This is a genomic window from Natronosalvus halobius (assembly GCF_024138145.1).
Classification (GTDB): domain Archaea; phylum Halobacteriota; class Halobacteria; order Halobacteriales; family Natrialbaceae; genus Natronosalvus; species Natronosalvus halobius.
Genome location: NZ_CP099997.1, coordinates 222,781 through 248,641 on the forward strand (window position 1 = coordinate 222,781; position 25,861 = coordinate 248,641).

Genomic DNA, 25,861 nt, shown 5'->3' on the forward strand with positions numbered 1-25,861 from the left:
CTCCTACTCGAACTTCTCGAACGGCTGCTGGCACTCGTTGCAGTAGTGCATCGAGCGACACAGCGACGGCCCCTTCGGATGCTCGCGAACGGTGTTCGTCGACTCGCAGTACGGACACTCCGCTCCCGACGCCTCGCCGCTCGTCATCACGGATGGATCGGTCTCGCGCATATTAGACACTCAACCCGAACTCCCGCAGGTCGGATCGACCCTGTTCGGTCACCATCTCGATGGTCCAGCCGGGACTCCAGACGAGGCGGAGGTCGACCGATTCGACGCCGTCGACGTCCGCGACGGTCTCTCGAATCTCGTCCTGGAGCATGTCCCGCGCGGGACAGCCCGAGTACGTCAGCGTCATGTCGACGGTGGCGTGGCCGTCCTCGAGCGCGAGCCCGTAGATCAGGCCGAGGTCGACGATGCTGACTGGCATCTCGGGATCCTCGACCCCGTAGAGGGCGTCCCAGACGGCGGCTTCGACGCCCGTCGCGTCCTCGCCGGTGGCTGGGAGGTCCTCGACGGCCTCGCCGGATCGGTAGTCGGTGTACGAACACGGGGTCGCCTCGCTCTCGCTCTCGGCGTCCGGGTCCGGGTCGAACTGCGCTCCCGGCTCGAGGTCGTCGTTCGTTTCGTCGACACTCTCGGTCGGTGGGTTGGCCTCGAGCGCGGCATCGGTGTCGGCGTCGACGTCAGATGGTGTATTACGGTTCATTGTGATTGGTAGCAGCGGGTACGGGGTACGAGTGCCCGGAGGCGTTACTCCGGTTTCTCCATGATCCTTGTCGCCCCCGAGCGACCCAGTTCGCGGTAGGTGCTGGTGAACTCCTCGCGGAGGTCCGCCCAGGTGTCGGTGTGGTCGCCGTCACGCCCGCGCGGGACGTCCGGATCGAGGTCCAGGACGTCGTCCTCACCGATCGGCACATCGAGTCCCAGTCCCTCGAGGAACGGCACGACCTCGTTCGCCCAGTCGGTGGCCAACTCCTCGAGCGTGGCGTCCCGGAAGCCGGCTTCCTCGATCGCCGTCTCGGTCTCGTCGTCGACGGGGGCGAACAGGGTCAGCGCGTACGGGAACAGCCGGTCGACGGCCTGTTGGAGGCGTTCTCGGCCGCCGTCGTCTTCCTCGTCGTCAGCCAGCCGCTCCATCCAGTTCTGGGCGTGCTCCAGGTGGTAACGTTCCTCGGCCTGGATCTTGCCGACGCGGTCGGCGAGCTTCGAGTACGCCGAGTCCTCGAGCGCTTCGAGGCGACGCTTCTCGGCCACGTCGTAGAGGTAGTGGCGGACGATGGCGTTTGCCCAGTCGCCCTCGGGGAACGGCCGTTCGACGAGGGTACTGTGGCGCCAGGCGTCGGCCTCGCGCTCGTAGATGAGTTCGTGTTCCTCGTAGCCCAGGTCCTCGAGTACGTCGTACCAGAGGCGGGCGTGACCGAGTTCGTCCTGGGCGTTGTTCGACAGTGCGAGGTCGGACTCGAGGGTCGGCGAGCGGACCTGCCACTCGGTGTAGCGCTCGGCGAGGACGAATTCGTCGTCCGCCAGCCGGAGCAACAGCGCCTCGAGCGCGTCTCGTTCGTCAGTCGAGAGGTCGTCGGCCGTGACGGATTCGGCACTCGCCATCAGTCGTCACCCTGCGCTTTCGAGCGCTGTCGTTCGGCCGCTTCCTGTTCCTTGTCCGATTCGATGACCTCGGCGGCGTGGTCGACGTCGGACTTGTAGGTCGGTCCCCAGCGGTAGCTCTTGTCGGTCGTGCCGCCGAAGGAGGTCTCGTCAGCGTCGATCTCCGCGACCTCTTCCTTCGGGACGACCCAGAGGCTGTTGGTCGCCTTGCGCCGGCCGTGCTGGATGGCCGCGAACTGCCTGGCCATCTCGCGGTCGGGCGCGTGGACGTTGCCGCAGTGGGTGTGGTATCCACCTTGCTCTTCCTGTCGGAATACTTCCCAGATCATGGTCAGTCAGCCGCCTGTGGTTTCGGGCTGCCGGCCGGTCGGTTCTCCCACTCGAGACTGTCGCGGACCCACTGGACGGCGTCCTGGGCCTGCTTGCGGCCGTCGATCTGGCCGAGACCGGGCTCGAAGTCGTTCTTCGCGATCTGGAAGAACTCGTCCCAGTCTAAGTCGTCCTCGACGACCTCGTAGCCGTTGTCGGTCTCGCGGATGCGTGGCTCGTCGGGAATCTCGAGGCCGTAGCGCTCGGCCTTCGGGATGTACTCCCGGAGGAACATCGAGCGCAGGTCGTCGTTGGACTGCGCTTTGAGTCCCACTGCGGCGGAGAAGTCGTGGTGGGTGCTCTTGTCGTTGGTCGGTCCGAAGAACTGGATGATCCGGGGCCACCAGGTCTCGAAGGCCTCCTGGGTCATCTCCTGTTCTTTCTTCGAGCCGGTCATCAGCTCCGCGAGGATGCTCTCGCCGTGTTTGACGTGGAACCCCTCCTCGAAGCACACCTTGTCCATGGCGTGGGCGTAGGGCTCCCAGCTAGTGCGTCGCAGCGTCGCCTGGCGGCGCATCGCGGCGCCGTCGACGAAGAAGGCGATCATCGGCGTCTCGACCCAGCTGTCCATCGGGTAGTGGAAGCAGTTGAGGAATTTCCCCTTCCCGTTAGCGAGGTCGTCGAGCATCTCCTCGCGCGTCTTCACGCCCAGCGATTCCGCCGCGCGGTAGAGCAACTGCCCGTGGCCAATTTCGTCCTGCACCTTCGCCGAGAAGGCCAGTTTGCGGTCGATGCTCGGTGCCTGTCGAATGAACGGCCGCTCGAGGTACGCCCCCATGATCTCGCTGTTGGCGTGGAACTCGATCATCCGGGTGGCGGCCTCCCGGTACTCGAGGGGCATGTCGTCCGCGGGGCTGAACTCCCGCGGCCCGGCCCGTTCTTTGACGGTGTCGATGTCCATCGTTCACTATACTACACGTCGTTTCGACCCTTAGCAGTTGACCGCCACATGACGGGGTTTTAAATACTATCGCGCGTACTTTTCCCCATGATCGAGGAGTGTCTCGCCGTCGAATTCCGGGTCCAGGACGACGATTGTCCGCTCGCCGAGGCGACCAGTGCCGTCGACCTCGAGGTCCACGCTCAGGCGCCACAACTTCGGGCCGACGGCTACGACCTGCTGCAGTTTAGCTCGCCGCGAAACGACCACTTCGTCGAGACGCTCGACGCGGACGACCGTATCCGCTACCTCCACGTCACCGAGGTCGACGGGCGGTACCGATTCCGGTGTCTCTCGAAGCACCCCTGCGTGGTCCACGACCTGATCAACGGCGGCCTGATCGTCGAGACGCTCCGGTACCGAAACGGCGCCGCTACGGTCTTCGGGGCCGTCGTCGGTCGGGACGTGCTCAAGAACGTGATGGAGACGGCGGGCGATACGGTGGGTGTGCGCCTCGAGCGCGTCTACCCCATGGAGTCGGAAGCCCAGGAGGCCCCGAGCCAGCAGTGGGATCTGACGCCCGCCCAGGAGGAGTGTCTCCGGGTTGCCGTGGAACTGGGGTACTTCGAGATCCCGCGGGCGACGAGTTCGGAGGCGGTGGCGGCGGAACTGGGCATCAGCAAGTCGGCGTTCCTGGAGCGGCGGCGACGGGCGGAAGAGGCGCTGTTTCGACAGATTTTCGCGTGAGCCGTCACTGATTGGCCCTCGTGTGACGTTTCGGCGCGGGACTCGAGACACTCGAGGACTTTCGGCGTGGTCGTCGGTCATTTCGCGGTGAGCCGCTGCGGCCGCCGTGGGCTCGAGCAGTGATTTCGTCAGCGGGCCGATCCCTCGACCAGGGCCCCCATCCTTCGCTCAGCGAATCGTTGCCCCCACCAGTAGTTTCTTGCCACCCGGCCACCCTGGCTGTGTGTATGGCAGACATCGACGCCCTGCGCGAGCACATCGAGAACGATCCCTACTGTGCGACCCTCGGCATCGACCTCGTCGACTTCGAACCCGGCCTCGCCCGGACCGAACTCGAGGTCACCGAGGACCTGACGAACTTCCACGGAACGCCCCACGGCGGGGCGGTCTACTCGCTGGCCGATGCGGCGTTCGCCGCGGCGTCGAATTCCCACGGCGAGACGGCTGTGGCCCTCGAGACGAACATCTCCTACCTCGAGGCGGTGGACGTGGGCGATGTCCTGACTGCGACTGCGGAGGAGAGTCACGTCGCCGGCAGTACCGCGGAGTACGAGGTCGTGGTCACCGACGAGGACGACGACCGGATCGCCACCTTCCGCGGTCGTGTGTACATTCTCGGTTGATCATACGAACACAGTTCTGACTCAGAACAGCGTTTCCAGTTCGTCGCGACTCCCTCTCGACTAGCTCCACGGGCCGTGGCTGGTCGCTCGACCCCTCGGTCACTTCCTGATCAAGACTATAGATTCTATACCGATTACTATAGAATCTATATCACATCGTACGAATCGACGCTCTAGAACGCCTCGAGAGCCGAATTGCAAAACCGCGCTTCGTTCACCGAGAACTGGCCTTAGCGGTGGTCGTAAACCCGCTTGACCTTCCCAACTTCCGTCCGCTCGATCCCGCCCGGTTCCTCGATCGTGAGTGTATCGGGGGTGAACGAGAGCACGTTCTGAAGGCGGGTGAGCACCCGATCGCGGAGTTCCTCGCGGTCGCCCTCGAAGTCGTGCTCGCACTCGATGGTGATCTCGAGGGTGTCCAGGTTGTTCTCTCTGTCCAGGTCGATCCGATAGTGGGGCGCCACCTCGTCGAACTCGAGGACGACGTCCTCGACCTCACTCGGGTAGAAGTTGACCCCACGAACGATCACGAGGTCGTCGGAGCGACCGGTGACGTTGTCCATGCGGATCGTGGTACGTCCGCACTCACACTCCCCGCTGGAGAGCGTCGTGAGGTCGCCAGTTCGGTACCGGAGCACCGGCAGGGCCTCCTTCGAGAGCGTCGTGAGCACGAGTTCGCCCTCCTCACCCTCTGGCAGAGGCTCGCCGGTGTCCGGATCGACGATTTCGGGGTAGAACCGGTCCTCGTGGATGTGCAGCCCCTCCTGGGCCTCCACGCACTCGATGGAGACGCCGGGGCCGACGATCTCGGAGAGGCCGTAGATGTCGATTCCCTTGACGCCGAGGCGCTCCTCGATGGCCTCGCGCATCGGGTCCGTGCAGGGTTCGGCACCGAAGATAACCACCCGCAACGGGAGGTCCTCGATGTCGACGCCCATGTCCGCTGCGGTCTCGGCGAGGTACAGCGCGTAGGAGGGCGTGCAGGCGATGGCGTCGCTCCCGAGATCCTCGAGCATCTCGACCTGGCGCTGGGTGTTGCCGCCGCCGATCGGGATCACGGTCGCGCCCAGTTCCTCGACGCCGTAGTGGAGTCCGAGGCCGCCGGTGAAGAGCCCGTAGCCGTAGGCGTTCTGGACCGTATCGCCCGCGTCGAGGCCAGCGGCATCGAGGCATCGGGCGACGGCGTCGCCCCAGACGTCCACGTCGTTCTGCGTGTAGGAGACGATCTTCGGCTTCCCCGTCGTTCCCGAGGAGGCGTGGATCCGGACGATGTCCTCGTTGTCGACGGCGAACAGGCCGTCGGGGTACTCGTCGCGGAAGTCCTCTTTCGTCGTGAAGGGGAGCTTCGTGATGTCGTCAACCGTCTCGATGTCGTCGGGGGTGAGCCCGGCGTCCTCGAGTGCGTTTCGATAGTGGTCGACGTTTTCGTAGGCGTTTCGCACCGTTTCCTGTAAGCGTTCGTTCTGGCACTCCCGGAGTTCACTCCGTGGAGCGGCCTCTATTGCCTGGTAGGCCATCTCATCTCCCTCTCTGGAGTGGGGCACCAAAAATTATGTGGTAGGCACAAACCACCCACAGCGCCGGAGAATGCAACCCTCGCCGATGATACACAGCAGGGCGACTCGCCTCGGGCGACGACTGCCCGGGTCCGAAGCTATAAATCCGCCACCTGACAATGACCGGGTATGCGGGACGTCTACGTCATCGGCGCTGGACAGACCGCCTTCGGTTCGTTCCCGGAGCGAGGCTACCGGGAACTGTTCGCGGAGGCGTACGCGGCCGCGAGAGACCGGGTCGACCACGACCTGGACACAGACGACATCGACGAGGCGGTCGTCGCCACTCTCGGCGTCGGCGGCCGCCAGATCGGCCTCTCTGGGCCGGCCGTCACGGAACACGTCGGATTGCACAACGTGCCCTGCTCGCGGATCGAGAACGCCTGCGGCGCCGGCGGCTTCGCCGTCCGCCAGGGCGTCCAGGCGATCAAGAGCGGCATGGCCGACGTCGTCCTCGCGGGCGGTTTCGAGGTCATGACCGACATGTCCGGCGACACCACGAAGTACTGGCTCGGCGTCTCCGGTGAAACCGAGTGGGAACGCCTCACCGGGACCACCTTCTCTGGCGTGTACGCCCAGATGGCCAGCGCCTACCTGGACGCCCACGACGCGACCCCCGAGGACCTCTCGCGAGTTGCCGTCAAGAACCACGCCAACGGGGCCAAGAACCCGAAGGCTCACCTCGGCTTCGAGTGCTCGCTCGAGGACGCCGTCGCGGCGCCAACGGTCGCCGACCCCCTCAACCTCTACCACTGCTGTCCGACCTCCGACGGGGCTGCCGCCGTGCTCCTCGCCAGTGAGGACGTCGTGGCCGAGTACACCGACGAGCGCGTTCGCGTCGCGGGCGTCGGCGCGGCCAGCGAGCGGGTCGGCCTCGCCGAACGCGACAACTACACGAGTATCTCGGCCTCCCAGGAAGCCGGCAGACGGGCCTACGAGCGCGCGGAAATCGGTCCCGAGGACCTCGACTTCGCGGAGGTCCACGATTGCTTCGCCATCGCGGAACTCATCGCTTACGAGGACCTGGGGTTCTGTGAACCCGGCGAGGCTCCACAACTGCTCCGCGAGGGCGTCACCGACCCGGACGGCGACCTCCCGGTCAACACCTCCGGTGGCCTCAAGTCGAAAGGCCACCCCATCGGCGCGACCGGCACCGGACAGGTCGTCGAGGTCTTCGATCAACTGACCGGGAACGCGGGCGACCGCCAGCTCGAGGACCCGCGCTACGGCCTCACGCACAACGTGGGTGGGAGCGGCGGCGCGACGGCGGTCCATATCTTCGAGCAGGAGGTGGCGCGATGACGGCGCCTCGAGCGAGCGACGAGGCGCCCGGCCCGAACGAGGCGACCAAGCTTGGCATCGCGGGCGTCGGCGCCTACGCCCCCGACTACCGACTCACCGCGGAGGCCGTCACGGAGGCCTGGGGGCAGTTCCAGGGCGCCGGAATCTCCGAGACGGCCGTCCCCGCTGGCGACGAAGATACGCTGACGATGGCCTACGAGGCCGCCCAACGGGCGCTTGAGGCCGCAGACGTCGAGCCCGGAACCATCACCCACCTCCTGCTCGGCACGACGACGCCACCCTACGAAGAGGAGGCACTGGGGCCGCGACTGGCCAGCTTCCTCGGACTCGCCTCGTCGCTCGAGACGCGCCAGTTCACCGGAAGCACCCGCGTCGGCGCCGACGCGCTCCGGACTGGCCTCGAGACACCGACCGACGGCGCCGTCCTGATCGTCGCCAGCGACGCCCCTCGCGGCGCCCCCTCGGACGAACACGAGCACGCGGGTGGGGCGGGCGCCGTGGCGCTCGTATTGACGCCCGACGGCTCCGGGAGAGTCACGGACGCCGGAGAGTACGTCGACGCCGTCCCCGGAATCAGGTATCGAGAGGCGGGGTCGACGGAAACGACCGGCCTCGACATCACGCAGTACGACCGGGACGCCTACACCGACGCCGTCGCGTCGGCCGTCGAGGGGTTCGAGCCCTCGCTCGAGGACGTCGACGCCGTCTGCCTCCAGTCGCCGAACGGCAAACTGCCCTACCGGGCCGCGGGAGCACTGGGCGTCGACGGCGAACGGATCCAGGCGGGGACGACCGTCCACGACCTCGGGGACACGGGCGCCGCGAGCACCCTCCTCGGGCTCGCGAAGGCGCTCGAAGCTGGCCACCGCTCGCTCGGCCTGGTCGCGTACGGGTCGGGCGGCGGGGCGATTGCGATGCGCATCGAGGCGGGCGGGAGCGACGCGGACGGGGGCGACGAGAGCGACAGCGTCCCCGTCGAAACCGCGCTCGAGGGCGACCAAACGCTCTCCTACGGCGAGTACCTCCGCATCCGCGGCGACGTGACGCCCGGCGAACCCGACGGCGGCGGTGCCTACGTCAGCGTCCCCAGCTGGAAGCGGACGATGGCCCAGCGCCACCGCCTCGTCGCGGGCCGGTGCCGGGAGTGCGGTCGGCTCGCGTTTCCGCCTTCGGGCGCCTGTAGGGGATGCGGAACGCTCGACGAGTACGACGACGTCGAACTGCCAGGAACTGGTACTGTCGAAGCCGCGACCGTGATCGGTCAGGGCGGCGCCCCACCGGAGTTCGTCGAACAGCAGGCTCGCGAGGGCGCCTTCGTCAGCGCCGTCGTGGCCCTCGATGGACCCGAACCCGACGACGACCCCGTCTCGACCCCCACGCAGGTGCTGACACCCGACCCGGAGGCCGTGTCGGTCGGCGACCGCGTCGACGCGACGATCCGGAGAATCTACGTCCAGGAGGGCGTGACCCGGTACGGGTTCAAGATGCAGATGCTCGAGTCCTGAGCGCCCAGGTTCTGGATACTCGAGTCCTGAGTCCTCGAACCTTGATCCTCGAATCTTGATCCTCGATTTTCGTTTCGACACCAAAGCGCTCGAGCCGGCTCACTCCCGATCGAAGACGACGGCGACCCCCTGTCCAAACCCGACGCACATCGTCGCGAGGCCGTAGCGGCCGTCGCGGCGAGCGAGTTCGTGAAGCAGGGTCGTCGTAATTCGCGCGCCGGAACAGCCCAGCGGGTGGCCGAGCGCGATGGCACCGCCGTTGACGTTCAGTTTGTCCTCATCGAACCCGAGTTCGTCGGCGCAGTAGAGACTCTGGGAGGCAAAGGCCTCGTTGAGTTCCACGAGGTCCAGATCAGAAACCGAGAGGTCGGCGGCCTCGAGCGCCTGGGTAGTCGCGGGAACCGGTCCAGTCCCCATCACGGTCGGATCGACGCCGGCGACGCCGCGGGCTCCGACGCTTGCCAGGATCTCGAGCCCTCGCTCCTCGGCGTACTGGCGACTCGTGACGAGCAGTCCCGCGGCGCCGTCGGTCAGCGGCGAGGCGTTGCCGGGCGTCACGGTGGCCGCGTCGTCGTCCGCGAAGACCGTGGGGAGGCCGGCGAGGGTCTCGAGGTCGGTGTCGGGGCGGGGGCCCTCGTCTGTCTCCACTATTCCCTCGGACGTATCGACTGGGACGACCTCGTCGTCGAACCGCCCTTCGTCCCACGCCTCGAGGGCACGTTCGTGTGACCGAAGCGCGAACGCGTCCTGGACATCCCGCGAAATGTCGTACCGTCTGGCGACTCGTTCGGCGGTTGCGCCCATCGGCAGGTCGTCGGCATCGTAGCGCTCCTCGATGCCGGGGTGGAGCCAGCTCGAGAACGGGACCCGACTCATGTGCTCGACGCCAGCGACGGGGTAGACGTCACCGTCGCCCGTTTCGACGGCTCGCACGGCGTCGACGAGCGTCGTCAGCGAGGAGCCACAGAGTCGGGTCGTCGTCGCTCCCGGCACGGTTTCCGGAAAGCCGCCGGCGAGCAGCGACTGGCGGGCCAGGTTCCGCCCCTGTTCGTTCTCCTGGTTGGCACAGCCGAGTCGGAAGTCGTCCCACTCCTCGGCGGGGACCCCCGTGCGTTCGACCAGCGCCTCCAGGACGGTTACGACGAGGTCCTCGGGGTAGGTCTCGGCGAGTCCACCGTCCTTGCGTCCCTGTGGCGTCCGTACGGCGTCGACGATAACGGCCTCGGCGTCGGCGTCTGTCATCACGAAGGTGGTCGGACGGTCGGGGGTTAAGCGTTTGGCTCCCTGCAGTGGTCGCCGGTCCTGGCGGACTGGGCGGCGGCCAACGATCCGGGGCGGTGAACGACTCGGTGTGCCGGATCGTTCGCCACGCCGAACGTATCGCCCGAACGGAAACGGCTTTCACACAGCCCCGAAAACCCCGAGGTATGCGAGTCGCAGTACTCGGCGCCGGAACCATGGGCCACGGCATCGCCCAGGTGACGGCCATGGCGGGCCACGACGTGACCGTGCGAGACATCGAAACCGAATACGTCGAGAACGGCCTCGAGTCTATCGAGGCCAACCTCGAGGGCGGCATCGAACGCGACAAGGTCACCCGCGAGGAGGCCGACGCCGCGCTCGAGCGCCTCTCGGGAACGACGGACCTCGCGGAAGCCGTCGAGGGCACGGACCTCGTGATCGAGGCCGTTCCGGAGGACATCGACCTCAAGACGGGGACGCTCGAGGACGTGGAGGCGCTCGTCGGCGACGATACCGTCGTCGCGACGAACACCTCGTCGCTGTCGATCACGAAAATCGCGAGCGCGGCCGAGCGCGACGGACGGGTGATCGGCCTGCACTTCTTCAATCCGGTCCACATCATGGGGCTGGTCGAGATCGTCGTGGCCGAACAGACCGACGACGACACCGTCGAATTCGCCCACGAGTTCGTCGAGGACATCGGCAAGACGCCGGTCGAAGTGACCGACTCGCCCGGGTTCGCCTCCTCGAGACTCGGCGTCGCCCTCGGCGTCGAGGCGATCCGGATGGTCCAGGAAGGGGTCGCCGACCCGCGGGACGTCGACGCCGCGATGGAACTCGGCTACAACCACCCGATGGGCCCGATCGAACTCGGCGACGTGGTCGGCCTCGACGTTCGCCTGGACATCCTCGAGTACCTGCGCGAGGAACTCGGCGAGCGGTTCAGGCCGCCGCAGGCGCTCAAGCGGAAGGTGCGCGCCGGCAAGTTGGGCAAGAAGACCGGCGAGGGGTTCTACGTCTGGGAGGACGGTGAGGTCGTGGGGGTCAGCGGCGAGTACGAGGGTGACGACGGTGAAGATGGGGACGACGGTGAAGACGATGACGACCGCGGAGGCTCGAACTGATGCTCCCCGACGACCCCGTCGACGGCGCCGAGGACATCGACGCCGCAGCCGAGGATTGCGATCTGGTCCACGCGAGCGTTGGCGACCGCGTGCCCGGCGTCGCGACGGTCACGATCGACCGTCCGGACGCCCGAAACGCGCTTAACGCGCAGGTTCGGCGCGAGTTGAAGGATATCGCGGCCGCCGTCGCCGAGAGCGACGTCCGCGTCGTCGTGCTCACGGGTGCCGACGAGGCCAAAGCCTTCGTTGCCGGCGCCGACGTCGGCGAGTTCCGCGACCGGAGCGCCCTCGAGCAGCGAGAGATCTCGAAGCGCCCCCGCGTCTACGAGGTCATCGACGATCTGCCCCAGCCGGTGATCGGACGGCTCAACGGCCACGCGCTGGGCGGTGGTTGTGAACTCGCGCAGGCCTGTGACGTGCGCATCGCCCACAAGCGGGCGAAGATTGGCCAGCCGGAGATCAACCTCGGGATCATGCCCGGCGGCGGCGGCACCCAGCGTCTCCCCCGCCTGGTCGGGGAGGGCCAGGCGATGCGCCTGATCCTCTCGGGGGACCTGATCGACGCCGCGGAGGCGCGCGAGATTGGTCTCGTCGATATCGTCTGTGGAGACGCCGAGGAACTGGACGAGGAGGTCTACGGGCTCGCCGAATCGATGGCCGAGCAGAGTCCCGTCGCCCTCGAACTGGCCAAGACCGCCGTCAAGGCAGCCTCGCGGACCGACCTCGAGCAGGGCATCGAGTACGAGGCCGAACTGTTCGCTCAGTTGTTCGGAACCGCGGACAAGAACGAGGGAATCGACGCGTTCTTCGAGGATCGAGAGCCGGAGTGGACGGGCGAGTGACTACTCCCACGACTGAAGTCGTGGGCTTTCTCCTCGTATCTATGTAACCGATATTTGGCTACATGCCGCCGCAGTTTTCGACGCGTCGCCAACCGACCCTCGAGCGCCGTTCAGGCGGGCATCTCCCGCTCGGCCGGCGGCAGTCGAACGGCGTCGACGATGGGTTCGTCGAACGAGAGGCGCATGGCCAGGTCGCCGCCGCTCCGACCGGTGATCCGGAATCCCAGTTTCCGGTAGACGTGTACGGCTCGCTCGTTGGTCGCGTCTACGTCGAGCGTGAGTGCCTCGTGGCCGTTCTCGGCGGCCGTGGCGATCGTGTGCCGGCAGAGTTCGCTCCCGACGCCCCCGTCGTGGTAGTCGGGGTCGACGAAGATCACGAACTCCGGTTCCGCGTTCGATGTCGGCGCGTAGGCCGCGTGACCGACGATGCGCGTCCCGTCTCGAGCGACGAGATTGGTGCCCGTCTCGAACAAGGCGTCGAGCCAGGCGTCGATTCGCTCGAGACGGATCGGCGGCAGTCCCATCGACCGATGTGCGTCGGGGTAGTCCGCGTACATGGATCGGAGGCCCTCGCGATGGCGGTCGCTCGCGGGTTCGACGAGCAGTGCCCGCCCGTGCTTGTCGATGAAGCGCGGGCACCGGGGCGGACAGCCGGCGGTTCCCTCACACGATGACGGGTTCCAGGCGGCGCAGGTATCGATCGACATTATCGTTCTCACCAGTAGCTACGAGTGCTAGTACCATCACGTTCGTCCCGAACATGCGTGGGTGGTTTATATTCTCTCGAGAGGCAAACACCGCCTCGAGTGGATCCCTGGAACGTACGGCGAGCCCTGGCCCTGCGCTCACTCCGCCGAAAGGGTCGTCATCGGTCGCTTGCTTGTGCGGCTGACGGTGAAACGGTCGTCAGCGATCGTTCTCTGCTGAGGATGACGGCGAAACGGTCGTCACCGGTCGCTCGCTGCTGAGGATGACCGCCTGGGTGACACTCCCGAAGAGCACCTTCCCGGTGGGCGTCCGCTTGCGACCGGAGAGACAGATCATGTCGGCCTCGAGTTCGGCCGCCGCCTCGATGAGTTCGCTCGCCGGTTCCCCGCTCGTCTCGTAGTACTCGTACTCGACGTCGTGGTCCTCGAGGACGTCGATGGCCCGTCGGACGGAATCGAGTTGCTGAATCGACGCCCCTTCTGGGTTGTCCTGGAAGACGTGGGTCAAGATTGCGGTCACGTCCGTACTCGCTGCGGGGAGCGAGGCGATCATTCGGGCCTGTGTCTGTGCTCGTTCGACGTTCGTGTCCAGACCGACCAGTATCCGGTACATGCACATCGATTGTGGCGGAATCGTCATAATCTCTCGGGTGCGAGGCGCCTCGAGGAGATTTGGTTGCTCTGATCGAGGTGGCGTCGGTCGGGACATATGACGGGAGGAAAATCTATTTATCCGCTCTATTTGAACAGACATATCATGGCATACAGCTACGAGCCACACTACTTCGAAGACTTCGAAGAGGGGCAGACCTTCGAGAGCGTCGGCCGAACCGTGACCGAGTCCGACTTCGTCCTCCACTCGATGTTCACCGGCGACTGGACCGAACTCCACACGAACAAACACTTCGCCGAGGAGGGTCACTTCGACGGGCGGGTCGCTCACGGTCCGATGACGTTCTCGCTGGCAACCGGGTTCGTCTACCGCTGTGGCATCGTCGAGCGGACGGTCTACGCCTTCCTCGGGATGAACTACATGAACATCCCCAACCCGGTCTACATGGACGACACCATCGAACTCGACATGGAGGTCACCGAGAAGCGCGAACTCTCGAGCAAGGACGACGCTGGCCTGGTGACGATCGATACCACCATGACGAACCAGGAAGAGGATGTGGTCTTCGAGGGTGACATGAAGTTCCTCATCAAGCGCCAGGAGTAATATCCTACCTCGTTTTGGGTGAACTGTTCGTCTTCGGTCGATTTTCTGTCAATCGAATAGTTACAGAGTATATATAACCCGTCCATCTACGGGTGAATATTTATACAGCATCCACGATAGATGGACTTGTGACTCGAGATACCATGAGACAGGGGAACAGACGGCAATTTCTCAGGGGTGCAGTCGTCGGCGGGGCGGCCGGACTAACCGGACTCGCCGGGTGTATTCAATCGTCAGGTGACGGCAATGGCGACGGGAACGGCAACGGCAATGGTAACGGCAACGGCGGCGCAAGCGGAACCGTTCCGCTCGCCGTCCTCGAGCCGTTCACGGGACCGTTTAGCGCGCTGGCCGAAGAACGCCACCGAGGAACCGAACTCGCCATCGAACAGATAAACGAGAGCGACGAGTACGAGTTCGAATTCGAGTACGAGGATTACGACACCCAGCTCGATTCCGAGTCCGCTATCCAGGAGGCAAACAACGCCGTCCAATCGCAGGGCGCGGAGTTCTTCACCGGGTGCATCTCGAGTTCGGTCGCGCTGGCGATAAACGATTTCGCTCAGAACAACGAGGTGCTGTACACGCCGGGAGCTGCCGACGTCTCGATCACCGGGGAGAACTGCAACGAGTGGGTGTTCCGGTTCGAGACGAGCACTGCCCAGATTGCGGAGGTCATGTCGCGGTGGATGGCCGAGGAGATGGGTGACCAGTTGTTCTACCATATCGCCGATTACGCCTACGGCGACTCCGTCCACAACGAGATCGGCACGCGGATGGAGAACCTCAGCGATGGGTACGAGGAAGTCGGCATCACCCGCTCGGACCCCGGGTCGACGGACTTCGCCTCGTTCATCACGCAAATCTCGGACGCCAGCGACGAGGCCGACGCGCTCGTCGTTGGGATGACCGGCGCGGACCTGGCGACGTTCCTCACACAGGCGAAAGACCGGGGACTGCACGACGAAATACCGATCGTGACGACGACCGGATCGTTCCGGGCCGTGATGTCAGGTGCGGGCGAGGGTGCGTACGGCATCTATAGCGGAACCCGGTACGTTCCGACGATCGAAACCGGCGACAACCAGACGTTCGTCAGCGACTACCAGGACGCCTACGACGGCGACCTCCCTGACAACTTCTCGCGAGTCGGCTACGAATCCATCCGGATGGTCGCGAACGGTATTCGAGAAGCCGACTCGACGGACCCTGCCGACGTCAGGGACACCCTGCCCGGCCTGGAACACGAGACGATTTTCGGCCCCGTCGAGTTCCGGGAGTGCGATCACCAGGCGACGAACCCGGTCTGGATGGCCGAGTGCGTCGAACCTGAGGAAGGGGACATCGCGGACGTGAACCTCCTCGAGGGGTGGGAACTCGACGGCGAGGAAGCCGCCCCCGACTGTGAATCGACGGGTTGTTCACTCTGATCGGAGAGCACTAGTTGAATGATATCTTTACACGTCCTTCTGGAGGGGGTCACGACCGGAGCCGTTTCTTTCGTCTCGGTACAGGGACTGCTTGACGGGCTCACGGCCGGCCTCATTTACGTCTTGCTAGCGGCCGGGCTTTCCGTGATCTTCGGGGTCATGCACGTCATCAACTTCGCCCACGGCGAACTCTTTACGCTCGGCGCGTACTTCGCCCTCGCGTTAATCGCACCCCTCGGTGGCGGTTACGCGTTCTTCGCCGCCCTACTGATTGCACCGCTTCTCGTCGGGGTCGTCGGCGTGGCAATCGAGCGATTCACCGTTCGACCGCTGTACGGTCGAAATCCCCTCTATCACATCTTGCTCACGTTCGGACTGGTGCTCGTCATCAACGACCTGATCTATCTGGTGTGGGGGACGGGAAACCGCTCGTTCAATCGCCCTGGGATCATCCGTGGTACCTTCGAACTGTTCGGGTTTAGTTTTAGCTCGTACAACCTGTTCATCATCGTCTTCGGGTCTCTCGTCGCCCTCGCCGTCTGGGCGGCGCTCGAACACACGCGGTACGGGCTCATTATTCGCGCCGGGTCACAGGACCGCCAGATGGTCCGGAATCTGGGCATCGATATCGACCGATACTACTCGCTGGTGTTCGGCGCTGGCGCCGCCCTCGCGGCGATCGCAGGGATCATCGTGGGCGGAACCCAACAGGTGAGCCCCAGCATGGGAATGTCGTTCATCATCCCAGCGTTCGTCATCGTCGTCCTCGGCGGTCTCGGGAGTTTCAAGGGTGCGGTCGTCGGCGGGCTCCTTGTAGGGGTTCTCCAGGAGACGATTATTCGACCCAACGTCCCCGCGCTCGAGGGGACCGTGATCTTCCTACTGATGATCGGGATCTTGCTGGTTCGCCCGCAGGGGCTGTTCGGAACCGAAGCTCCGGAGGACGAAAGCGGGACGTTACTGGCCGGAACCGACGGCAGCTATCTCGACCAGGACACGCGGCTAAAACTCGGGCTCGTTATGGTGGTATTGCTGGTGCTGGTCCCGTTCGGGAGCGGCTGGCTTTACTCCGGCTTCGTGGTAACGCTCGTGGTCCGGATGCTCCTCTGGGGACTGTTCGCGCTGTCGCTCGATTTCGTCATGGGGTACACCGGCCTCGTTTCGCTCGGCCATGTCCTCTTCTGGGGGCTCGGCGCGTACACGGCCGCGATCACGCTGATCAACGTGAGCGAGTCAGCGTTCGTCGCGATCGCGCTGGCTATCGCGCTCTCTGCGGTGGCCGCGTGGATCGTCGGGTTTCTCTCGATTCGGGTCGCCGGCGTCTACTTCGCGATGATTACGCTCGCGTTCGCGGAATTGTTCTACAACGCGATCTATTCGCTGGATACGATTTCGCTCTTCGGTCTCATCGAGGAGCGGCCGTTTACCGGCGGTTCGGACGGGCTCTTTGGCTTCGGCGCGTACTACGGTATCGGAGGCATCGGCATCGAACTCAACGAAATCGAGGTCGTCCTCGGTCCGGTCGTCCTCGGTGGTTCAGCCCTGTTCTACTACGTCGTCCTGACCGCTCTCGTCGCTTCGTTCTTCTTCGCCCGACGAATTCTCAACTCACCGTTCGGCGCGGTCATGAAGGCAATCCGTGAGAACGAACAGCGGGCGACGTTCCTCGGCTACGACACGACCGTCTACAAGCGCCGCGCGTTCGTCATCAGCGGGGCGGTTGCCGGACTCGCCGGCAGCCTGTCAGCGCTCAACACGGGACTCGTTACCCCCTCGGCCGCCGAGTGGATCAAATCGGGCGAGGTTATCGTTATGGTCGTCCTCGGGGGCATGGGGACGTTGTATGGGCCAATTCTGGGCTCGTTCGTCTTTTTCGGCCTGGAGAACGAACTGACCGAGTTCACCGGCTACTGGCGACTGGTACTCGGTGTCATCTTCATTCTGTTCGTCATCTTCCTCCCGCGAGGGCTGGTCTCGCTTCCAGGACAACTCCGACCGTTCCTCTCGGGTGGACCCGGGTCGAAACCGACCCCAGACGATACGGCACCAGGAGGTGACGACTGATGGCGACCGAACCGCTCCCGACCAACGCAGATCCCATCCTCCGCACGGAGGGTCTCGTCAAGCGATTCGGCGAGTTCACGGCAACAGACCACGTCGAGCTCGAACTCGAGCGCGGCGAGTTCCGGAGCCTGATCGGTCCGAACGGGGCCGGCAAGACGACCCTGTTCAACCTCATCTCCGGGGCGCTCCCGGTCACGGAGGGGGAAATCTACTTCGCCGGACGCGACGACGAGGAGCCGACTGCCATTACGTCGCTCTCGCCGGCCGAACGCGTTCGCCGCGGCATTGGTCGGTCCTTCCAGATATCGAATATATTTGGCGGATTATCTGTTCGAGAAAACGTCAGACTGGCAGTCCAGTCGGTCAACCGAGAGGAAATTGGGCTGCTCGAGTCGCTGTTTAGACCGACCGACCGCTACGACGGGATCACCGCCGAAACCGAGCGCATCCTGGAGCGAGTCGGCCTCGAGTCGGTCGCGGACGTCACCGCCAACGCGCTGGCGTACGGCGATCGCCGCCGCCTCGAAATCGGCGTCGTCCTGGCGACCGATCCCGAACTGGTCTTGCTCGACGAACCGACCGCCGGCATGAGCGTCGAGGAGACGCGAGAGACGATCGAATTGATCCAGAACGTTCTAGTCGACCAGACATTACTGCTAATCGAACACGACATCGAACTCGTCATGGAACTTTCCGACCGAATCAGCGTGTTGAATCGCGGTGAACTCCTCGCGGAGGGAACGCCGGATCAGATCTCCAGCAACCAGGCCGTCCAGGACGCCTACCTCGGAGGGACGCTCGATGAGTGATCGCGTCCCGCTCCTCGAACTCGAGGACGTCGACGCGGGCTACGGCGAAACGCGGGTCCTGCACGACCTGTCGCTCGCGATCGAGGAGGGAGAAATCGTCTCGCTGATCGGGCGCAACGGGGCCGGCAAGACGACCACCCTTCGGTCGATCATGGGGATCGTTACGCCCACGTCGGGAACGATCGCCTACCGCGGCGAGGACATCTCGCATCTCGACGCGACCGCGACCGCCAAGCGGGGACTCTCGCTCGTCCCCGAGGAGCGCCAGATATTCCCTGAGTTGACCGTCCGCGAGAACCTCGAACTGGCTGCCTACGGCGGGGCTGACGACGTCGACTCGCTCTCGGTCGACGAGGCGCTCGAGACGTTCGAGAACCTCGCCGAGCGGGAGGGGAACGCCGGGTCGTCGCTCTCGGGCGGCGAACAGCAGATGCTCGCCATCGCCCGGGCGCTCGTCGCGGGGGCCGACCTCATCTTGCTCGACGAGCCGACCGAGGGGCTCGCCCCGTACATCGTCCAGGACGTCATGGACATCATCGAGGACCTCAACGAGCGGGGAATCACGGTCCTTCTGATCGAACAGAACGTCCACGTCGGCCTTGCCCTTGCGGACCGGAACTACGTCATCAACCAAGGCGAGATCGTCTGGGAGGGAACGTCGGCGGAACTCGAGGCTGACGAGGAGGTACTCGATCGGTTCCTCGGCGTCACGGCCTGATCGTTTTCTTTTGCGGGTTTTCGCTCGAGCCGCCGTTGGCCGATGCGCTTGCTACCGCTCACGACGAGTCCGTCACCATTCGCATGATGGGGTTCGCCGTGATTCCGTGGAGGACGATCGAGATGAGGACGACGGCCCCAACGAGCGCCCAGAGCAGATCGGCGTCGGAGAAGGCGGCCTCGTTGAGGCCGTGAGCGAGGTAGTAGAACGAACCGATCCCGCGGATGCCGAAGAACGCGATGGCGCCGCGATCGGCCCACCCCGTACTCGAGCCGAGGAAGCCGACGAGGCCGGCCAGCGGACGCACGAGGAAGACGATGGCAACGGCAGCGATCACCGCCTCGAGCGTCAGCGGCGCGAGCAGGCCACCGGCGATCGCGCCGCCGAAGAAGACCATGATGACTCCCATAGAGACCTGTTCGGCGAGTTCGCTGATTTCGTGGAGCGCGTCGTTGTACTCGTGAGACCGTTCGGAACTGCGGATCGTCACCGCGGCGACGAATACCGCGATGAAGCCGTACCCGCCGACGAGTTCGGTGATCCCGTAGATGAGGAGCGTCCCGGCGACGGCCTCGAGCCCCTGGACGGACCTGGCGATCTGCGTGTTCGGTTCGGTGCCGAAGATGAGCCTGGCGCTGATCCAGCCGAGGATGACGCCGGCGAGAGTCCCGACGACGACCCGGTAGCCGACATCGACCAGCAGCCACTCTCCCATCCAGTTACCCGGGGCGATGCCGACGAGGGCCATGGCGACGGCGAGATTGGTGAATGGAAAGGCGAAGCCGTCGTTGAGTCCGGCCTCGGAGGAAAGCGCGAACCGGACCTCGTCATCGTACTCCCCCTCGCCGATCACGTCCTCTTCGGATCCGTCTCCGGGGTCCTCAACCTGGACTTCGGAGGCGAGCACGGGATCGGTCGGAGCGATACACGCCCCGAGGAGAATCGCCGTCGGGACGACGAGGCCGACCAGCCACCAGCCGACCAACGCCGCACCGGCGATCGATAACGGCATTGCGATCAGCAGCAATCGCCAGGTCGACGACCAGGCACGCAGTCCTGGTGCCCGGTCGAGTTTCAGTCCGACGCCCATCAGCGCGATGATGACCCCGAACTCCGCTAGCCGTTCGACGACGTGGCCCTGCTCGAGCGGATCGGGGGCAGGGAGCCCGAACGGTAATCCGAACGTGAGAAATCCTAGGACCACGAAGAATATGGGCAGAGAAATCGCTCTGTCGGCGACGTATCGGGGGAGCACGGCGATGCCGAACAGCGTCACACCGACGACGACGAAGCCGATGTCGTACAACTCGAGTACCACAGCAGTACTATCCATCAACGATCAGATAAGACCGAACCCGTCAGTTGCAGGCAGAGGGTCGTTTGTCGTGGTCGTCGTTCGTTCCCTATGGACCGACGGTTCGGAGGGGCGTCGAGTGTGTCGAAGTCGAGTGAATCGGGGCGAATTGCGTCGGAGTCGAGTGCGTCGAGGCGGATTGAGTCGAAGTCGAGCGAGTCAGAGTCGAACACGCCGGATCGAATCTCGAGACGCACCGCCCTCGGCATCCTCGCCGTCGGCGTTTCCGCGTCGCTCGCGGGCTGTACCCAGGACGTAGGCGAGGAACTCCCACCGAATACGTCCTGGCCGATCGCCGAACTCGTTCCCGACCTGCCGATAACGAAACGGACGGACGTGTTCGCGGCGGGAATCGAGTCGGTAGACGACGAAATCACCGACGAGGACGCGTTCGCAGAGACGCTCGAGGCCGAAGAGCTCGAGGTCGAGTCACTCGAGCGCGAGCGGGACGTGCTGACCCTCGAGTACGTCAACCGGGAGCGGTACGAAACGGGAACGATTCACGAACTCGGTCCGATCGCTGGAGCCTACGCGGCCCTGATCGACGCCGGCTACGACGCCGTCGCCCTCGCGATCACGATTCTCGACGACGCGCCCGAATCATACGGCTCGGCGACGGTCGAGAGCGCGTGGGCCGAACGCTACGTGACTGGCAACCTGACGGCCGCCGAGTACGGCGAACTGGTGGCCACCACGATCAACTCACGGCGCCACCCGCCGTTCGTCGGCGTCTCGCCGGAGGAGTAGCGTGATCGAGTAACCCACGCCGGTCGTCTCGGTAGCCTCGTCCAGTACGACGGTCGAATCGGTGTCCGTAGTCCGTCCCCAGGCTTCCGTCGCCGCTGGCCTGGCGATTCCCGCCGCGTTTATTACGTTCCCTTCCCGTCTTCAGGGTATGACCATCTACGAGAGCGACCTTCCCGGCGTCGGCAAGAAGCACGAGGTGGAACTCGAGGGCGGGGAGCGCCTCGTCATCGTCACCCACAACACGGGTAAACGGGAGATCTACCGAAAAGAGAAGGAGGGGGCCGACAGCGAGAAGGTGTTCGAATTGCCCGACCGGCTCGCCCGCAAGGTAGGAACGATCCTCGAGGGCGCGTACTTCCAGCCGGTACAATCCGAGCGTGTGGAGACCATGCTCACCGGTGAGACGTTCATCGAGTGGTACAACCTGGACCCGGCCTCGGAACTCGTCGGCCAGACAATCGCCGAGGCACAGATTCGCGAGCGAACCGGGGTCTCGATCGTCGCGATCCAGCGAGGCGAGGAGGTTCTCGCTGCCCCCGGCCCGGAGACGACGTTCGCGGCCGACGACACGCTCGTCGTCGTCGGCGACCGCGACGACTGCCGGGACTTCGAGTCACTGATCGGGGGCGACGGCGGAGGGTGATCCCCGTGCAGCCACCACTGGAGGTGTCCGAGAGTGGCAGCTGAAACCCACCTCGTCGACGTCGGTGCGCTTTTCGCCGTCGCCGCCGTCGCCGGCCTGCTCGCCTCGCGCATCGATCAGTCGGTGATCCCGTTTTACATCGTTGCCGGGATGCTTTCGGGCCCGTACGTACTCGGTAGGGTCGACCTTCCGGCCCACCTGGGGACAGACCTCCTCCCGCACGGAGAGGCGCTGGCGCTCGACGGCCAGGCCGAATTCATCCACCTGGGTGCCGAACTCGGGATCGTCTTCTTGCTGTTCTTCCTGGGCCTCGAATTCAACCTCGAGCGACTGCTGGCGGCCAAACACAGAATCGGGAAAGCCGGGAGCGTGGATCTGGCCATCAACTTCGGTGCCGGACTGCTCCTCGGGTTCGTGCTCTTCGAGTCACTCCTCGCGGCCCTGCTCGTCGCGGGCATCGTCTACATCTCCTCGAGTGCGATCATCACCAAGTCCCTGATCGACCTCGGCTGGATCGCCAACGACGAGGCGAACCCGATGCTCGGAACGCTCGTCTACGAGGACCTCTTCATCGCTATCTACCTCGCGGTCGTCTCCGCGCTCGTCCTGGGCGGTGGCGACGTGGAAGAGGCCATCGGCTCGATCGGGATCGCGCTTGGGTTCATTATCGCGCTCCTGGTGCTCGTCCAGTTCGGCACCGCCTGGTTCCAGCGAAGCCTCGAGACGGACTCCAACGAGTTCCTCATCCTTCGCACGCTGGGAATCCTCGTCCTGATCGCAGGCGCCGCGCTCGCCCTGGGCGTTAGCGAGGCCGTCGCCGCCTTCTTCGTCGGAATGGGGTTCTCCGCGACCGACCACGTCCACGATCTCGAACAGTTGCTCGAGCCTGTCCGGGACGTCTTCGCCGCCATCTTCTTCTTCTGGATCGGCCTCGAGACGAACCCACAGTTGTTCGCCGGTGTCGCCGGGCTAATCGCCGTCGCAGTGATCGTCACGACGCCGACAAAACTGCTGAGCGGCTACCTCGGTGGTCGGATTTACAACCTCGACGAGCGTCGATCCCTGCGGGTCGGCCTCGGCATGACGACCCGTGGCGAGTTCTCCCTGATCATCGCGAGCATCGCCGTGGCGGGCGCCGGCGGGGCGCTCACCGAACCCGTCGCTACCCAGATCTACGCGTTCGCCGTCGGCTACGTGCTGGTCATGAGCATCCTCGGGACGACGTTCATGCAGTACGCCGACCGCATCGAAGCGGTGCTCGTGCCGCGCCTCGAGGCGCGCAGTGGGCCGGTCTCGAGCGGCGACTGATCGATCGTTTCGGCCGTCGATTTTTCGTTCGGCGTGAACTCACAGCCGATGCCCACTGCGACCCGTGTCTGGTCACAACAGACAACTTCAAACCCCTCGAGCCCCCTCCATCCCCCATGCTCGAGGCAGTCGTCTTCGATTTAGATTACACACTGGCGGTCCCCGACCGGGACCGGGAGACGTTGCTCACCGAGGCGACGGCCGCGACCGGTGCACCGCCGCTCTCGAGGGAGGCGTACCTCGAGGCTCATCGGAACAACCTCACGCGCGAGAGCCGCGAGCCAATCTTCGCGGACCTGCTCGCCGACCACGACACAAGCGCCGAGCCCGGCGCCGTCGCCACGGCCTACCGGGAGTCCATCGCCGACGCCCTCACGCCGCTGGCGGGCGTCGAGGCCATGCTCGAGGACCTCCGGTCGACCTACCGCGTGGGACTCCTGACGAACGGTCCCGTCCGCGCCCAGCGAGACAAACTCGAGACGCTGGACTGGGAGAGCCGGTTCGACGCGGCGCTCGTCACCGGCGAACTCGAGGCCGGCAAGCCCGACCCGCGGGCGTTCGAGGCGATCCTGGAGGAGCTGTCGGTCGCACCCGACCGAGCCGTCTACGTCGGTGACGAGCGCGAGGCGGACGTGGAGGGGGCGACTCGAGCGGGAATGCGGGCGATCCAGGTGCTCCGATCGGACACCGAACCCGACTCGCGGGCGGTCGCCCACGTCGACCAGTCCACCATCGCGAGTGAATTGCCAGCGGTTCTGGCGTCGTTGTAGCCACTCGCATCGGCACGTGATCGCTAGAGTCGCGAGCGATCCTGGCCCGTCACCGATACATTGAGACTACCTCCACGGTGATATCGCGCATACCGGTTCTGGGCTACTAACCGCATGCTCACCCCGACATGGAGTAAAGGGTGGACGTAGCAGCTCTTGATTCCAGAGTAACCGCTAAACTGAAAGCGGAAGGTAGGGGTCTCAGTGAATATGCTCCCTAACGAATAGAGGAATTCACAGAGGTATGAGCGCTTCTATGATCGTACTGGTCAGACTACCTTGGAGATCATAACCACGACAGCTGTCCGGAAGATGTGTGTAGAAGTGGTCTATGAACGAACCTAGGAAGAAATCTTGGAGTGGGCGGTTATCGCTCGAGATGGCTTTTCAGGACAGAGGTAGGCGTGAGCGGGACAAAGAGAGTGACCCAAAAAGAGGAGAAATCACGCTCTCAAACGTTCATAATCGGTTTCTGTCTTGCGTTTTCCGGGTTATCGGAAATCAGGAAGTGTAACGCTACGAAGAGAGCCCTAAGCCAGTCTCACGAAATCGGATTCGCTGGTTTAGAGCCTTCTCTGCAGGATTTCACATACCCACTCGAGTCGAGCGTGTGGTCATCCAGCACACGATTCAAAAGTTCATAATCGGTTTCCTGCTATCGGTTTTAGGGTGCTAGACAGCACTGGAACCACCGATTGGACTGAGATACTTTCCGAGAAGGCAAACACACTCGAGAGCACGTCTCGAACCGGATATGGACTTTTAACGACTCGAGTCCTGCATCTGCTCAGCGAGCGCCGATCACGAAACGGGCCTCGCTCACCCATCAGTCTCGGCAATCACCAGAATATACGTGAATGCTCCCTAATCGCCTCGAGAGGCCTCTTACTCGACGATTGGGACACATCTCATGCTCTCGAGGAAGATCCTCATCGTGCAATCCTTCCTAGACTATCTTCATAATCGGCCCTCGAAACAGAGACCATACCTACTCTTCCGGACGTAGAACCCGATTATGAGGTATCTGATACGCGATTAGTATGTTTTGTTGTAAACCGAACCAGATGTAGTGCCACATTCGCACTCTCAATTCGCACGACAACCGAAATGTATCGCCATAGATGGGTCTCACGAGGCACAGTTCGCATCGTCTTTCCGCGACGAGGAACTGGACGCGAATAATCGAAAATAGCCACCTTAATGGTTCCATTCGTGCAATTCTTGCACAATGGTACACGGGAAGATGGCCGCGTTCGGCCACGAACAGGTAACGCACTTCGTCGACGACGAAACCGGCCTCGAGGCGATCGTCGCCATCCACGATACGACGCTCGGCCCCTCCCTCGGGGGCACTCGCCTGCTCCCTTACGAGAGCCACGACGCCGCTCTGCGAGACGTCATGCGCCTCTCTCGGGCTATGACCTACAAGGCGGCTGCCGCCGACCTCGATCTGGGCGGCGGGAAGGCCGTCATCCGCGCCGATCCGACCGAGAAGACCGAGGACCTGATGGCCGCCTACGGGCGAATGATCGACCGACTGGGCGGGTACTACATCACCTCCGTCGACGTCAACACCGGCGTCGCGGACATGGACATTATCGCGGGCGAATCCGAGCACGTCGTCGGAACCAGCGCGGGACTCGGAGACCCCTCGCCGATCACGTCCCGCGGCGTCTTCGAGGGGCTGCGGGCCTGCGTCGAGGCCACCTACGGAACGCCGGACGTGGACGGCCTCTCCGTCGTCGTCCAGGGCGTCGGAAAAGTCGGTAGCGGTCTCGCCGAACTCCTCGACCAGCACGGTGCCGAGGTCGCGGTGAGCGACATCGACGAGGAGGCGACTGCGGCACTCGCTCGCGAGTACGGCTTCGAGACCGTCGCCCCTTCGGCCGTCTACGAACAGCCCTGTGACGTCTTCGCTCCCTGTGCGATCGGCGGCGTCGTCAACGACGAGACGATTCCCCAATTCGAGTGCGACATCGTCGCCGGAGGGGCGAACAACATCCTGGACGAGCGGGCTCACGCGCAGGCGCTTCACGACCGGGACATTCTCTACGCGCCCGATTACGTGCTCAACGCGGGCGGCCTGATTACCGTCGCGGCTGAACACACCGGCGCCACGCGAGAACAGGCGCTCGCCGACGCGGTGGCCATCGGCGACCGGACCCGCACGCTCATCGAGCGCGCCGACGCCGAGGACGTGACCGTCCTCGAGGCCGCGGATCGGTACGCGCTCGACCGGATCGAGGCAGCAAGGTCCGAGGCGGTGTCTCCGTCGTCCAGGTAGTGCCTGAGCC

26 protein-coding genes are annotated in these 25,861 nt (G+C 64.5%); 16 read left to right on the forward strand and 10 right to left on the reverse strand.

Annotated elements, in window-relative coordinates; all coding sequences use genetic code 11:
• Positions 1-3 precede the first annotated feature (3 nt).
• From paaE to paaA, 5 genes are read right to left on the reverse strand one after another with little or no spacing between them, the layout of a single operon-like run.
• Positions 4-171: a 1,2-phenylacetyl-CoA epoxidase subunit PaaE gene (paaE, locus tag NGM15_RS01150; RefSeq protein WP_253434168.1), complete on the reverse strand. Its 168-nt coding sequence runs from the start codon at positions 169-171 to the stop codon at positions 4-6.
• A 1-nt stretch (position 172) separates the two neighbouring features.
• Complete coding sequence (gene paaD / locus NGM15_RS01155; protein WP_311136454.1) at positions 173-709, reverse strand: 1,2-phenylacetyl-CoA epoxidase subunit PaaD; 537 nt, start codon at positions 707-709, stop codon at positions 173-175.
• 44 nt (positions 710-753) lie between these two features.
• Complete coding sequence (paaC, locus tag NGM15_RS01160) at positions 754-1,608, reverse strand: 1,2-phenylacetyl-CoA epoxidase subunit PaaC (protein ID WP_253434171.1); 855 nt, start codon at positions 1,606-1,608, stop codon at positions 754-756.
• Positions 1,608-1,937 (reverse strand): 1,2-phenylacetyl-CoA epoxidase subunit PaaB, encoded by a 330-nt coding sequence (gene paaB, locus NGM15_RS01165; RefSeq protein WP_253434174.1) that lies wholly within the window; start codon positions 1,935-1,937, stop codon positions 1,608-1,610. Before paaB ends, paaC begins: the two co-directional genes overlap by 1 nt.
• Before the next feature lie 2 nt (positions 1,938-1,939).
• The gene (gene paaA, locus NGM15_RS01170; RefSeq protein ID WP_253434177.1) at positions 1,940-2,878 is read right to left on the reverse strand and encodes a 1,2-phenylacetyl-CoA epoxidase subunit PaaA; all 939 of its coding nucleotides are present in this window, start codon (positions 2,876-2,878) and stop codon (positions 1,940-1,942) included.
• A gap of 87 nt (positions 2,879-2,965) precedes the next feature.
• Here paaA and NGM15_RS01175 point away from each other — a divergent pair, with 87 nt between their 5' ends.
• Together NGM15_RS01175 and paaI are read left to right on the forward strand one after the other, a co-directional pair.
• Positions 2,966-3,604: a helix-turn-helix domain-containing protein gene (locus tag NGM15_RS01175; RefSeq protein ID WP_253434180.1), complete on the forward strand. Its 639-nt coding sequence runs from the start codon at positions 2,966-2,968 to the stop codon at positions 3,602-3,604.
• 227 nt (positions 3,605-3,831) lie between these two features.
• Positions 3,832-4,227, forward strand: coding sequence for a hydroxyphenylacetyl-CoA thioesterase PaaI (paaI, locus tag NGM15_RS01180; protein ID WP_253434182.1), 396 nt, complete (start codon positions 3,832-3,834; stop codon positions 4,225-4,227).
• A 230-nt stretch (positions 4,228-4,457) separates the two neighbouring features.
• Here the strand turns inward: paaI and paaK are convergent, their stop codons facing one another.
• On the reverse strand, positions 4,458-5,744 hold the full coding sequence (paaK, locus tag NGM15_RS01185) for a phenylacetate--CoA ligase PaaK (protein ID WP_253434185.1): 1,287 nt from the start codon (positions 5,742-5,744) through the stop codon (positions 4,458-4,460).
• A gap of 168 nt (positions 5,745-5,912) precedes the next feature.
• Here paaK and NGM15_RS01190 point away from each other — a divergent pair, with 168 nt between their 5' ends.
• Positions 5,913-7,085 (forward strand): thiolase domain-containing protein, encoded by a 1,173-nt coding sequence (locus NGM15_RS01190; RefSeq protein WP_253434188.1) that lies wholly within the window; start codon positions 5,913-5,915, stop codon positions 7,083-7,085.
• Positions 7,082-8,590 (forward strand): zinc ribbon domain-containing protein, encoded by a 1,509-nt coding sequence (locus tag NGM15_RS01195; RefSeq protein ID WP_253434191.1) that lies wholly within the window; start codon positions 7,082-7,084, stop codon positions 8,588-8,590. The genes NGM15_RS01190 and NGM15_RS01195 overlap by 4 nt, the downstream gene beginning before the upstream one ends.
• Positions 8,591-8,689: 99 nt before the next feature.
• Here NGM15_RS01195 and NGM15_RS01200 read toward each other — a convergent pair whose 3' ends face one another.
• Complete coding sequence (locus NGM15_RS01200; RefSeq protein WP_253434193.1) at positions 8,690-9,832, reverse strand: thiolase family protein; 1,143 nt, start codon at positions 9,830-9,832, stop codon at positions 8,690-8,692.
• Positions 9,833-10,017: 185 nt separating this feature from the next.
• Between NGM15_RS01200 and NGM15_RS01205 the strand changes: the two genes are divergently transcribed.
• Together NGM15_RS01205 and NGM15_RS01210 are read left to right on the forward strand one after the other, a co-directional pair.
• On the forward strand, positions 10,018-10,956 hold the full coding sequence (locus NGM15_RS01205) for a 3-hydroxyacyl-CoA dehydrogenase family protein (protein ID WP_253434195.1): 939 nt from the start codon (positions 10,018-10,020) through the stop codon (positions 10,954-10,956).
• Positions 10,956-11,798, forward strand: coding sequence for an enoyl-CoA hydratase/isomerase family protein (locus tag NGM15_RS01210; protein WP_253434197.1), 843 nt, complete (start codon positions 10,956-10,958; stop codon positions 11,796-11,798). Before NGM15_RS01205 ends, NGM15_RS01210 begins: the two co-directional genes overlap by 1 nt.
• Before the next feature lie 110 nt (positions 11,799-11,908).
• On the opposite strand, the gene NGM15_RS01215 is transcribed toward NGM15_RS01210, so the two are convergent.
• Positions 11,909-12,505 carry a GNAT family N-acetyltransferase gene (locus NGM15_RS01215; protein ID WP_253434199.1) on the reverse strand — a complete coding sequence of 199 codons (597 nt, stop codon included), beginning with the start codon at positions 12,503-12,505 and terminating at the stop codon, positions 11,909-11,911.
• A 199-nt stretch (positions 12,506-12,704) separates the two neighbouring features.
• The gene (locus NGM15_RS01220) at positions 12,705-13,118 is read right to left on the reverse strand and encodes a universal stress protein (RefSeq protein ID WP_253434201.1); all 414 of its coding nucleotides are present in this window, start codon (positions 13,116-13,118) and stop codon (positions 12,705-12,707) included.
• Between the two features lie 144 nt (positions 13,119-13,262).
• On the opposite strand from NGM15_RS01220, the gene NGM15_RS01225 reads away from it, so the two are divergent.
• The 5 genes from NGM15_RS01225 to NGM15_RS01245 all read left to right on the forward strand — a co-directional run bounded on the left by NGM15_RS01225 (position 13,263) and on the right by NGM15_RS01245 (position 18,745).
• On the forward strand, positions 13,263-13,724 hold the full coding sequence (locus NGM15_RS01225) for a MaoC/PaaZ C-terminal domain-containing protein (RefSeq protein WP_253434203.1): 462 nt from the start codon (positions 13,263-13,265) through the stop codon (positions 13,722-13,724).
• 128 nt (positions 13,725-13,852) lie between these two features.
• Entirely contained in the window at positions 13,853-15,154 is a 1,302-nt protein-coding gene (locus NGM15_RS01230; RefSeq protein ID WP_425494459.1) for a substrate-binding domain-containing protein, read from the forward strand.
• Between the two features lie 18 nt (positions 15,155-15,172).
• Positions 15,173-17,218 carry an ABC transporter permease gene (locus tag NGM15_RS01235; protein ID WP_253434209.1) on the forward strand — a complete coding sequence of 682 codons (2,046 nt, stop codon included), beginning with the start codon at positions 15,173-15,175 and terminating at the stop codon, positions 17,216-17,218.
• Complete coding sequence (locus tag NGM15_RS01240) at positions 17,218-18,027, forward strand: ABC transporter ATP-binding protein (RefSeq protein WP_253434212.1); 810 nt, start codon at positions 17,218-17,220, stop codon at positions 18,025-18,027. Before NGM15_RS01235 ends, NGM15_RS01240 begins: the two co-directional genes overlap by 1 nt.
• Positions 18,020-18,745, forward strand: coding sequence for an ABC transporter ATP-binding protein (locus NGM15_RS01245; protein WP_253434215.1), 726 nt, complete (start codon positions 18,020-18,022; stop codon positions 18,743-18,745). Before NGM15_RS01240 ends, NGM15_RS01245 begins: the two co-directional genes overlap by 8 nt.
• A 58-nt stretch (positions 18,746-18,803) precedes the next feature.
• Here NGM15_RS01245 and NGM15_RS01250 read toward each other — a convergent pair whose 3' ends face one another.
• Positions 18,804-20,063, reverse strand: coding sequence for a cation:proton antiporter (locus NGM15_RS01250; RefSeq protein WP_253434217.1), 1,260 nt, complete (start codon positions 20,061-20,063; stop codon positions 18,804-18,806).
• Between the two features lie 117 nt (positions 20,064-20,180).
• On the opposite strand from NGM15_RS01250, the gene NGM15_RS01255 reads away from it, so the two are divergent.
• The 5 genes from NGM15_RS01255 to NGM15_RS01275 all read left to right on the forward strand — a co-directional run bounded on the left by NGM15_RS01255 (position 20,181) and on the right by NGM15_RS01275 (position 25,851).
• Positions 20,181-20,846 carry a DUF8159 domain-containing protein gene (locus NGM15_RS01255; RefSeq protein ID WP_253434220.1) on the forward strand — a complete coding sequence of 222 codons (666 nt, stop codon included), beginning with the start codon at positions 20,181-20,183 and terminating at the stop codon, positions 20,844-20,846.
• A gap of 148 nt (positions 20,847-20,994) precedes the next feature.
• Positions 20,995-21,489, forward strand: coding sequence for a cation:proton antiporter regulatory subunit (locus NGM15_RS01260; RefSeq protein WP_253434222.1), 495 nt, complete (start codon positions 20,995-20,997; stop codon positions 21,487-21,489).
• 33 nt (positions 21,490-21,522) lie between these two features.
• Positions 21,523-22,797 carry a cation:proton antiporter gene (locus tag NGM15_RS01265; RefSeq protein ID WP_253434224.1) on the forward strand — a complete coding sequence of 425 codons (1,275 nt, stop codon included), beginning with the start codon at positions 21,523-21,525 and terminating at the stop codon, positions 22,795-22,797.
• 116 nt (positions 22,798-22,913) lie between these two features.
• Positions 22,914-23,567 carry an HAD family hydrolase gene (locus NGM15_RS01270; RefSeq protein ID WP_253434227.1) on the forward strand — a complete coding sequence of 218 codons (654 nt, stop codon included), beginning with the start codon at positions 22,914-22,916 and terminating at the stop codon, positions 23,565-23,567.
• Between the two features lie 1,228 nt (positions 23,568-24,795).
• Positions 24,796-25,851 carry a Leu/Phe/Val dehydrogenase gene (locus tag NGM15_RS01275; RefSeq protein ID WP_253434230.1) on the forward strand — a complete coding sequence of 352 codons (1,056 nt, stop codon included), beginning with the start codon at positions 24,796-24,798 and terminating at the stop codon, positions 25,849-25,851.
• Positions 25,852-25,861: the final 10 nt, after the last annotated feature.